The sequence below is a fragment of the Bacillus sp. AY2-1 genome, assembly GCF_008368965.1.
Classification (GTDB): domain Bacteria; phylum Bacillota; class Bacilli; order Bacillales; family Bacillaceae_G; genus Bacillus_A; species Bacillus_A thuringiensis_S.
On record NZ_QPEL01000161.1, the window covers coordinates 1 to 8,972 of the forward strand.

Consider the following 8,972-nt stretch of genomic DNA (forward strand, 5'->3'; position numbering starts at 1 on the left):
CTATATGCTTGTCCTTTATATTTGTGCATAATCAATATATAAATATCTTTAGAAATATTTAAAAACTTTTATTTATAGTTCTTTCTGGCATTTTATCATTAAGAAATTTATTGAAGGTTTATTCTCCATGTTCTTATTTGGTTCATCAATTTCGGAAACTTGTACTAGTCCATATTTATTAAAATCTCGTTTTATAGATTCAGAATTATAGAAGAACATTTTTACGCCTTCCATTATTTCGAAATAGTCTTTATCCAACTGTTTCCCCTTCCCAAACATTGGGGCTTTTTGAGAAACAGTTGTGAAAACCATATATCCACCTGGTTTTAGCTGATTATAACAACCTTTAATAAATTGCTCTCTCTCTTGCTTATTCAACAAATGTAGAAGTGCATGACTGTATATACCATCATACGATTTGTTATTAAAAGGCATCTCATTTACCGAACCGTGATAGATACTAATATCTTCTAGGCCATTTTGCATTGCTAAATCAATGGCTGTTTTTGAAATTTCAATACCTGTTACATTTATACCATTATCGATAAAAACCTTTGCATTTCTTCCATAACCAATACCCGGAACTAATATATCCTTAACGTTCTTTTCAAGAAAAAAATCTTTTGTCAAAATTGCAGATTCTGTAGGTTCAAATCCCCACATCGTTTGTTTTTCAATAAAACTTGATTCCCAAAATTCCATTATGTATCTATCTCCTTATTTTCAATCCATTTTTAGTATCAAATTAAAAGCATTTTTGTATTTGCTATAAAGTTTTTTCTTCTATTCATACCACTTACCTTAGTCATCGTAGCTCCATTGAATATAGCATAATAATAAGCCTATATCTAATATAAAGATTGGTTAAAAATCTACCCTATTTTATTAACCCTTACGTTTATAGAAAATAAAAAAACAGCCAATATTTTTATTGTAGTATTGGCTGTTTCTCATGAGAAATCATCTTTTTATATTGTACTGATCTAATATTTTTTCTAACATTTCTAAAGTTATTGGTTGTGCTTCTTTTATTAATTGATAGCCAATACGCCCATTCGGTTCCGCTGTAACTTGCTGTAAACTCTTCACATCATGAATCCCTTTTTCTCTTAATTGCATATAAAGTTGTTGTTCCGACATTTTTGCCTGCATCAAATTCTCTTTTACAATCTCTCCGTTTTCAACAATTATAATGCTACTTCCATTTAGGAATTGTTCCACCTTCCTTGATTTCAATTCAAAGAAATGAATGGTAAGTAGTATGCTTGCAAATATGATAGCTGCAAATAGAGACGGGACTACTTTTCTACTTAATACAGGTTCTACAATAATACGGCCAATTGAAACAACTATAATTATTTCAGCTCTTGTCATTTGGCTGACAGATGTACTACCTGTCATTTTCAAAACAATTATTCCTGTAAGAGTTAATATAATACTTTCCCAAATTATATTCATAATAACCCAATCCTTTAATGGTGGATATTACTATCATTCCCATTAAAAGTGTATTTTACTTCCCTATCAAATTGTTAAACCCTTCAGACCATGATGGAAATACAGGTGTCCATCCATACTCTTTACGTGCCTTATTATTTGAAGCTCCTCTTTCCCAACTATTTTTCCCATCTTGAACTTTAGGCTTAGGTGCCCCTATCGCTGCTGCATATATCGGTAACCATTCTTTACTAGTTGCTGGATAATCATCTACAATATTTACGATTCCTGAAGGCCAATTAAGAGCTAGCATAGTAGCTCTTGCAGCATCTTCGACATGTATAAACGAGCTTATCCCGTCTGATGCAATAATCTCATTATTACCATCAGAAAGTATACATATTTGTCCATTAGTTTTAAGAGCTTTTTGCAATGCATGAAATCCACTATTTGTAGCAGAACATTCGAAACCATAATTATATGTTTCTATTATTTTTTCTTCTGAATCATATATGTTTTTCGCACCAAAATTCTTTGCAAAATCTCTTCTATTTTTATTAGGCTCAACAACATCCACGTGCTCAACGCCTACATAGTATTTTAAGAAATAACAAGCGAGTAAACCAATAACTCCCATTCCAGTTATAAGTACTTTTTCATCCTGTTGCGGGTTTAGTTTCAATACTCCTTTAGCGGCATCACACGAAAGAATAGATAATAAAGCAACTTTAGGTTGTATAGAACTAGGCACTCGAATTACTTTATGCCCCTTAACTATCCCTATCGTTTCATGTCCATAAAAAAAACTACTTTATCGCCTACGTTTACATGTGTTACTTTATTACCAACTTCAATCACTTCACCATAACTTTCATATCCAGTTTTTCTTGGATAAAAAGGATTCGTATCCGTAACATCGGATCCATTATACTGTGGTAACTCGGCCCCAATGCTTATAGCTCCTGCAATTGTTTTAACAATAATTTCATCGTCCTGTATGGATCTAATTTTACCCGGTTCCCACTTAAGTTGTTTCGCACCTTCTAAAACTAACTTATACTGTTCCATTCATATCCTCTCACTTTATAAAAATATATTCTCACTAAGTTTCAAACAATGTATAATAGATTCATCCAAAATTAAAGCTATAACGTTGGCTAGCACCCAACAGTGATAATATGATAATTGAATTTGATGGATATAGAATAAACGAGTATGTTATTGGCCGTAACTGTTCTATTAACGAATTAATAACGATGTATTTAAATGTAAGAAATGAAGAGATATCTAATGAGGATCTGCTACGCTTATTTTGTGTACGATATTATTACAAAAAAACTCCAAAGTTACTACAAGAAGACGTCACTAGCAATGTTGTCATTGATTTAGATACGGACTATATTTATATCCCAAATAGATAACAGTAAACTAGATTGATTAGTATTTATGATTCAGCTAAGTGTTTAATAAAATAAGTAATTGCCCAAATTAATGTCGCAAATTGAGTGACAAAATACATTGTCCATTCAAAGCCAGTCAATTTTCTCTCTCGTTTAACCTTCTTTAAGTATCTGTAAAATATGAGTGTACTTAAAAACATAAGTAACAATGATAATTGCTGTAAATCATCAACTATACGTACCGCCATAGACTCCATCACCCTCCTATTCAAAATAAAAGCTATACTTTAAGAGCATCATTAATTGGTAGTTTATTTCCATTTTAAACACTTATGTCATAAATAAAAAGAGCACTCAGCTATTGAGTGCTCTAAAAAATATTAATTAAACTCAGTTCCTTGTAATGGTTACATGTAATTCCCCTTACTTTTTATAACTCAGTTCTATTACTTGTGGTATATACTTACTATCATATTTTCTCGTATAGATTTCTCCATCTGGAGTAACTAATTGTAAAACAATCTCACCACAAACCCCATCTAGTATTTCAAATTCACCTTGTGCATTTGAAATACTGCGTTCCTTACTTTCTTCAATTGAATCTTCATATATTTTCACATTAGATGTAGGTTCGTTATTTTGATCTACGATAATACCTCTTGAATACTTACCAACCGCGATGCATTGGTCATCTTTTTTATAATATTTAGTCACAACTATAGCTCCAATTATTATAGCGGCACACACAAACAAGAGAATTATTTGGCGCCTCACAACAAATCTCCTAATTCAAATTATTCTTTTCTAAACTGAAAATTCAAGTGTCTTGATTGGTTGATTTCCTCAATTACTTTACGAATACCTTCTTCAATCTTGTCTTCTTTTACATTCGAAACATTTAATTTTAACAGTCTTTCTTTAGGAAAATTCCTCATATAATTCTTATCAATCGTATCGATACTTATTTGAATGTCACCTAGTTTTTGTATAAGTGTTTCTGTAACTATGTTTTTCTGCATTTCTAAACAAGTGTGTATTCCAAATGTATTTTGTCTATTATATGTAAATAATGATGGATTTTCATTTTGCACTTTTTCTAATGTTTCTGCTAGTTTTATTGATCTATTGTAGTAGGAAGAATTAATTTTACTTTTATGACGTTCAAACATACCGCTCTTTATATAAATTTCTAAAGCCGCTTGAGAAATCATCGGACTATCAATATCTAGTATCTTTTTGTATGTATAAAAAGCATTTGCAATGGACGGTGGAATGACCGCAACTCCAACCCGTAAACCAGGAAAAATAATCTTTGAATAACTTTTCAAATATATGACATGACTACAATTATCCAAGCTATATAACGGATCTGCTTTTGAATCAGTTTCTAAATCTGCTAAATAATCATCTTCCACTATAAATACATTGTATTTCTTAGCCAATAGTACGATTTTTTCTTTCTCATCTTTAGAATAAGACGTCCCAAGCGGATGATGATATCTCGGTATCGTATAAAAGAATTTTATTTTTTCAGTTTGAAATATTTGTTCCAATTCATTCAAATCGATACCTTCATTCGTACGTTTAATACCGATTACAGGAACTTTATTTATTTCTAGATAATCAATATATAAATGATATGTTGGCTGTTCAATTAATACAGTTTCATTTCCATTCAGAAATGGTATAGAAGTTAATATAGCAAGTGCCTGCTGAACACCTGACGTTATAAAAATATTTTCTTCTTTTGTAAAGACTTGATAATTTGCTAGTTGTTTTTGAATAACTGGTATTAAAGATGGTAACCCTTTCGGAGTTCCATATACAAACAAATCATTTTTATACGTATCAATAGCCTTATTAATACAATGTTGAAAATCTAAATATGGAAAAACATCTGGATCTGGTGCTGAGGAGGCAAAATCAATTATCTCGTTATTTTCTATAGTACTCTCTGATTTTTTAACAACGTAGTATCCACTTTGAGGGACAGAATATATAATGTGACGCTTTTCTAATTCTTGTAGCGCTCGTATAACTGTCGCCTTATTACATTCATATTGCGTAACGAGTGACCGTATAGACGGTAATTTCTTTCCTTCTTTTATTTCTCCATTTCGAATCATATTTTCTATGTCGTTTAAAATATGTAAATACTTATACATCTTACACCTCCTTCAGTAATTATATCGATTTTTCATTCATATAGCATTCATTCCTCAATTAGTTAATTTTCCGATCATCTATATCGTAAATCCCAATAGCATATGAATCATTTTCAATCCATTTCTTTACTGCTTCTGTTTTAAGTACACTTTCAACTTCTTTTTCTATTTTCTGTCCAAGTTCTCTCGCCCCTACTTCATCATCGCTAATCTTAGTTTTTATATCAATGGTAACAGGTTGATTCTTTTTATAATTTATTTGCTGAATACCAAACCCTTCATATCCATTTTTTCTGAATACGTCATCAAATATATGTCCAAAAACTTGATTCCATCTACTCTCTGCCTTTACAACTTCTCTATTTCTTTGAGTTATATTGATTTTATAAGACGTTACACCTTGTATCACCAATCTTTTATTAATATCATTTTTTATTTCGTTACTATCTTCGCTATCAGCAATCTCTAAATCTAATATTCTTTCTTTTTCATCTCTTATAGCAGCACTAAAAAAAGATTCCTCCTTTACCGCGGCTGTAGCAATATCCATCACTATAGACTCTTCACTTTTAGCATCTTCAATCTCATTCTCACAGGCACATAATAAAGTGAAACTTTAATCATTGGGGGTTTTGTTCATCCCCAATGATTATTAGTTGAACCAATCGGGCTTTTACGGGCAGTTGATCCCCCCACCTAACTTCTTTCGTTGAATTTTGAGGTGGGGATCTTACTGCCCGTTAATGCGGGATAAAGCAAGTGGAAATAAAAACACAAGTAACTTCTTTCTCATGTAGCACCCCTCCATATATTTTCATTTACGATAAACTTTTTACTTTGACATATAAATACCTTCTTTAATTATTAAATTTAACATTATTTCACATTCCCCCCACTTAACAAGGAAATTACAATTAATAAATAGAATATCTCTATGAATAAATGAAAAGTGAGGGATATATAATGCAACGTGTAAATACGATTGATATTAGTAATGTACTACAATTGGAAAAAACTCTTTCGACTTTATTAAATAAAATGATTTCTTCAAAACTAGACCTTGAAAATTGGTTAAAAGAGCAGTCAAAAGTAATTTGGGACATCGAAGAACAATTAAGATCACATTACATCGCCTTTCAATGTAATACGGATGATGAAGAAATAAAGGATACTTTTGAACATGATCAGCAATTTGTAAAGCCACTTTTAAAGCGGTATCAAAATTTATTGGATAATAAATATTTAGAGTCACCTTTTCGAATGGAATTAGATTCTAACGTATATGGTTTATTAGATATAAAAATAAAAAATGCTCAAAAGTTATTTTGTGAGGAAAATATCGAATTAGAAATAAAGGAAGACAAATTAATCACAGAGTACTTTGAAATCACTGGAGGATTAAGTGGAATTTGGGACGGAGAAGAAAAAACGATAACAGAATTACAATCCTATTTACAAGATTCGAATCGTGACACCCGTAAAAAGGCAAAAACCATTATTTCTGAACAATTTTTATCTGTTGAAAAAGAACTCCAAAACATATTAAATCAATTAATTGAAATTCGCCATCAAAAAGCAAAAAATATTCAACTAGAGAATTATCGCGATTATATGTTCAAAAAATACGAGCGTTTTGATTATTCAGCGAAAGATTGCTATGAACTAGCTGAATCCATACGTAAGTATGTTGTGCCTCTTAAAGATAAAATATTGCTAGAGAAAAAAGATAAACTGCAAGTTGATACGCTTCGCCCGTGGGATGTATCAGCTGTAACTCCAGATCAAAAAGTACTTAAACCTATTGCAAATGAAAATGATTTAATTGAAAAGAGCACTCATATCTTTAATAAACTAGATGTTGAATTTTCAGCACTTTTAAACCGAATGTATAAACACAATTGTCTTGATTTAACAAGCCGCAAAGGAAAAGCAGCTGGTGGCTTTTGTGAGTACTTACCAGCTTCACAATTATCTTATATTTTTATGAACTTAAATTATACACAAGATGATATTGTCACTTTTATACATGAAATGGGTCATAGTATTCATAACGAACTCATAAAACCATTAAAATTACGACAGTATATAGAAATTCCAGCTGAAACAGCTGAGCTAGCCAGTATGACAATGGAGTTATTCTCGCTTAATTATTGGGATACCTTCTATACAGACAAAAAAGATTTAAAACAAGCAAAAATTAACTTCTTTAAAGATGTTATTTCATATTTACCTATTATGCTTATTGTCGATCAATTTCAACACTGGCTGTATGAAAATCCAAGTCATACTTCTGAAGAAAGAAATGAAAAATACTTACAACTTCAAAAACATTATCAGTCTAGCGTCATACATATTGATGGCTACGAAAACTGGATAGCAACGAGTTGGCTACCTGTACTCCATATTTTTGAAGTACCATTTTATTATATTGAATATGCGATCGCCCAACTTGGTGCATTACAAATGTATAAACAATATAAAGAGGATCCTAAGCAAGCGCTAGAAAATTATAAAAAGGCATTATCACTAGGAAGCTCTCAATCTATAAAAGAAGTGTATGATGCAGCCGGTATTCGTTTTGATTTTTCTGGTGAAACAATTAAAGAACTAATGCTATTTGTAGAAAAAGAATTAGAATTACTTGAGCAATTATAAGAAGAAAGCTGCACCTATATTTTTGGTGTAGCTTTCTTCTTTATTTTATTAATCAGCTCTATGTACTGAGTATCTCCATATCCGATTGTTGGAAAAAGATAAAACAACTTTATTAATAATTCACGAGTTGATAAATCTTTATTTTTAGAGATGAATTTCATTACTGCATTATCTTCTGTTAACATTTCTAAAAATAAGTCTATAGCCTGATACATTACAGGTGGTACCTTATGAGAGGTCTTTTTATGGTTTACTAATACTTCATTGTATATAGAAGAATAATTCCCCAATTCAAGTTCAATTTGATTTACTTTAAATTCATCCTCTCTAAAGCTATTTAAGTATACCTTCCCTTCATAAGCAGACTGTTCAAGGTGAGAAAGTATGGTAAGTAGGTTCATTTGGCAAAACATATCTTCACCAAACCATAGAACAATACATTTATACTTTTTCGTAAAAAGGTTTTCTAACGGATCTATAACCTTTTTTATATAACTTTCTACTGAACTGTTATGTCCTTTCGCTCTTGTTTTAATAAACTCTTCATTAAAAACTTGAGTAGTAGCCGAGTTCACACACATTGCCTCATTAAATGGTGCATAATCAGAATTACCCATTAGCTTTTCGTTTTTAAATTCTTCATACATAACTTGACCATTTAATATGTTAAGTACCTCTTTATCAAATAGCTCACTCTTCCTATTTCGTAACTGCTCAACCTCTATTTTTCTAGAAATATTCATATTAAACGCCCCTTCTTTATTTAAATTTAGTTTAACAAATGATTGAATAGGCATTTTGTTAAGTTGGTATTCTCTTGGATTCATTCCAAAAACATTTTTGAAAGCTCTACTATAAGCCTCTTGGGAAGAGTAATCGTAATCCAATGCGACCTCAATTATCTTCCTACCATTCTTTAAATCTTCCGTAGATAAATACAACCTTCTAAGAAGAATATAACGTCTAATACTGAAACCCATTACTTGATGAAATTTAAAAGAGCAATAATAAGGAGAATACCCCATGTAACGAGATAATTCATCTAATGAAAATCTCTTTTTTAAATTGCTCTCAATCCAATTAATCATCTGCTGTATATGTTCATTCATTTCCTTCACTCCTTATTTAAAAGTATAGGAGAAGTGCGTTTCTTTCTTTTGATATTTCTTGTGTTTTATAACATGAGCCTTTCTCTAAAGTCTTTATAATCTATATATAAGTATTAATTTTATATTTTTTCATCTATCTTATTTTGTCATACCTTCTATTCATTTTTCAATTTAGCGTTAATGAGTATGTTGGCAATACCTTACTA

Annotated in this window: 11 protein-coding genes; 2 read left to right on the forward strand and 9 right to left on the reverse strand. The window is 30.8% G+C overall.

All coding sequences use genetic code 11. The features are described from left to right. Positions 1–72: 72 nt before the first annotated feature. The 4 genes from DN403_RS26515 to DN403_RS31975 all read right to left on the reverse strand — a co-directional run bounded on the left by DN403_RS26515 (position 73) and on the right by DN403_RS31975 (position 2,505). Positions 73–702: a class I SAM-dependent methyltransferase gene (locus tag DN403_RS26515; protein ID WP_000397601.1), complete on the reverse strand. Its 630-nt coding sequence runs from the start codon at positions 700–702 to the stop codon at positions 73–75. Positions 703–960: 258 nt separating this feature from the next. After that, entirely contained in the window at positions 961–1,458 is a 498-nt protein-coding gene (locus DN403_RS26520) for a DUF421 domain-containing protein (RefSeq protein WP_001021710.1), read from the reverse strand. A 55-nt stretch (positions 1,459–1,513) separates the two neighbouring features. Next, the gene (locus DN403_RS26525; RefSeq protein ID WP_003278347.1) at positions 1,514–2,188 is read right to left on the reverse strand and encodes a zinc-binding dehydrogenase; all 675 of its coding nucleotides are present in this window, start codon (positions 2,186–2,188) and stop codon (positions 1,514–1,516) included. Positions 2,189–2,217: 29 nt separating this feature from the next. Next, positions 2,218–2,505, reverse strand: a complete 288-nt coding sequence (locus tag DN403_RS31975) for an alcohol dehydrogenase catalytic domain-containing protein (protein WP_016098561.1) — start codon at positions 2,503–2,505, stop codon at positions 2,218–2,220. 110 nt (positions 2,506–2,615) lie between these two features. Here DN403_RS31975 and DN403_RS26530 point away from each other — a divergent pair, with 110 nt between their 5' ends. Then, the gene (locus DN403_RS26530; protein WP_042598155.1) at positions 2,616–2,858 is read left to right on the forward strand and encodes a hypothetical protein; all 243 of its coding nucleotides are present in this window, start codon (positions 2,616–2,618) and stop codon (positions 2,856–2,858) included. A gap of 23 nt (positions 2,859–2,881) precedes the next feature. Here the strand turns inward: DN403_RS26530 and DN403_RS26535 are convergent, their stop codons facing one another. From DN403_RS26535 to DN403_RS26550, 4 genes are all read right to left on the reverse strand, one after another. Beyond that, positions 2,882–3,085, reverse strand: a complete 204-nt coding sequence (locus tag DN403_RS26535) for a hypothetical protein (protein ID WP_000290889.1) — start codon at positions 3,083–3,085, stop codon at positions 2,882–2,884. A gap of 175 nt (positions 3,086–3,260) precedes the next feature. Continuing rightward, the gene (locus DN403_RS26540; protein ID WP_001254187.1) at positions 3,261–3,611 is read right to left on the reverse strand and encodes a hypothetical protein; all 351 of its coding nucleotides are present in this window, start codon (positions 3,609–3,611) and stop codon (positions 3,261–3,263) included. A gap of 20 nt (positions 3,612–3,631) precedes the next feature. Then, complete coding sequence (locus DN403_RS26545; RefSeq protein ID WP_000280128.1) at positions 3,632–5,002, reverse strand: aminotransferase-like domain-containing protein; 1,371 nt, start codon at positions 5,000–5,002, stop codon at positions 3,632–3,634. A gap of 58 nt (positions 5,003–5,060) precedes the next feature. After that, a complete protein-coding gene (locus DN403_RS26550) occupies positions 5,061–5,552 on the reverse strand; it encodes a DUF4030 domain-containing protein (protein ID WP_016098560.1) in 492 nt (163 codons plus the stop codon). A 413-nt stretch (positions 5,553–5,965) separates the two neighbouring features. Here DN403_RS26550 and DN403_RS26555 point away from each other — a divergent pair, with 413 nt between their 5' ends. Beyond that, on the forward strand, positions 5,966–7,657 hold the full coding sequence (locus tag DN403_RS26555) for a M3 family oligoendopeptidase (RefSeq protein ID WP_149185916.1): 1,692 nt from the start codon (positions 5,966–5,968) through the stop codon (positions 7,655–7,657). A 14-nt stretch (positions 7,658–7,671) separates the two neighbouring features. On the opposite strand, the gene DN403_RS26560 is transcribed toward DN403_RS26555, so the two are convergent. Further along, a complete protein-coding gene (locus DN403_RS26560) occupies positions 7,672–8,766 on the reverse strand; it encodes a helix-turn-helix domain-containing protein (protein WP_074790132.1) in 1,095 nt (364 codons plus the stop codon). Positions 8,767–8,972: the final 206 nt, after the last annotated feature.